At 71.0% G+C, this 1,338-nt stretch carries 1 protein-coding gene and 1 pseudogene; both read left to right on the forward strand.

Annotation, left to right across the window (positions count from 1 at the left end; translation table 11 throughout):
• Positions 1-520 (forward strand): annotated as a pseudogene (locus QWJ41_RS20715) (IS21 family transposase); the annotation flags it as partial.
• Complete coding sequence (istB, locus tag QWJ41_RS20720) at positions 517-1,338, forward strand: IS21-like element helper ATPase IstB (RefSeq protein WP_302710364.1); 822 nt, start codon at positions 517-519, stop codon at positions 1,336-1,338. The pseudogene QWJ41_RS20715 and the gene istB, both read left to right, overlap by 4 nt.

Raw genomic sequence — 1,338 nt, forward strand, 5'->3', positions numbered from 1 at the left:
GGGCCGTCGACTCGAGGTCCGACTCGGCGCCGACACCATCCGCGTCCTTGATGCCGGCACGGTCATCGCCACCCACGTCCGGTCGCTGCACAAGGGCAGCGAGGACCTGGTGCTGGATCACTACCTAGAGGTCCTGGGACGCAAACCCGGCGCGCTGTCCGGGGCCACCGCCCTGGTAGCGGCTCGCGGCAGCGGCGCATTCACGCCGGCTCATCAGCGGTTCTGGGACGCCGCGCGCAAGCACCTCGGCGACGGTCCCGGGACCCGTGCCCTGGTCGGGGTCCTGCTGCTGCACCGCACGCTGCCAGCGACGGCGGTGGCCGCGGGGATGGACGCCGCCCTGGTCCTGGGGAACTTCGATCCCGACCTCGTCGCGGTCGAGGCACGCCGCTCGATGCTGACCACCACCACCCCGACCCCGGTGCCGCTGCCAGCCACCGCCACACCCACCGCTGCGATCGACCGCCCGGTCCCGTCGCTGGCCGGCTACGACGAGCTCCTGAAGGGAGCCACCGCATGAGCCCCACCACTCGTCCCACCACAGCTGCTACCCCGACGCTGACCGCGTTGTCGGACCCCGCCGCGACCGCGGCCATCGACACCGCGTGCCGCGCCCTGATGCTGCCCACCGTGCGCACCGAAGCCGCCTCGATGGCCGCGGCGGCGGCCAAACAACGCCTGTCCCACAAGGCGTTCCTCGCCGAGGTCCTGCTGGCCGAGTGCGACGAGCGCGATGCCCGCCGTCAGGTCCGCCGGGTCAAGGAAGCCAAGTTCCCGCGCACCAAGAGACTCGCCGACTTCGATACCCGTGCGCTGCCCGACCTGCCCCCAGCCACGCTGGCGCACCTGGCGTCCGGGGGCTGGATCGACCAGGGCGAACCCCTGGTCCTGCTCGGTGACTCCGGCACCGGGAAGACCCACCTGCTCATCGCCCTGGGCACCGCTGCGGCCGAGCAAGGACGACGGGTGCGGTACGTGACCACCGCTGCGCTGGTCAACGAACTCATCGAGGCCGCCGACGACAAACAGCTCTCCCGCGTCGTGGGCCGCTACGCCCGACTCGACCTGCTCTGCCTCGACGAACTGGGCTACGTCCACCTCGACCCCCGCGGCGCCGAGCTGCTGTTCCAGATCATCACCGCCCGCGAAGAACGAGCATCGATCGCGTGCGCATCCAACGCGCCATTCTCCGAATGGGGCGCCACCTTCACCGACCCCCGCCTGGCCGCCGCCGTGGTGGACCGTCTCACCTTCAATGCCCACATCATCCAGACCGGCAGCGCCTCCTACCGACTCAACTCCACCACCCGAGCCAGAAAGGACCCCGCCACCACCTGA

The sequence above is a fragment of the Nocardioides cremeus genome (genome assembly GCF_030518195.1).
Taxonomy (GTDB): Bacteria; Actinomycetota; Actinomycetes; order Propionibacteriales; family Nocardioidaceae; genus Nocardioides; species Nocardioides cremeus.

Coding starts and splice junctions, on each gene's coding strand:
- istB (WP_302710364.1), top strand. CDS start 517: ATGAGCCCCACCACTCGTCCCACCACAGCTGCTACCCCGACGCTGACC.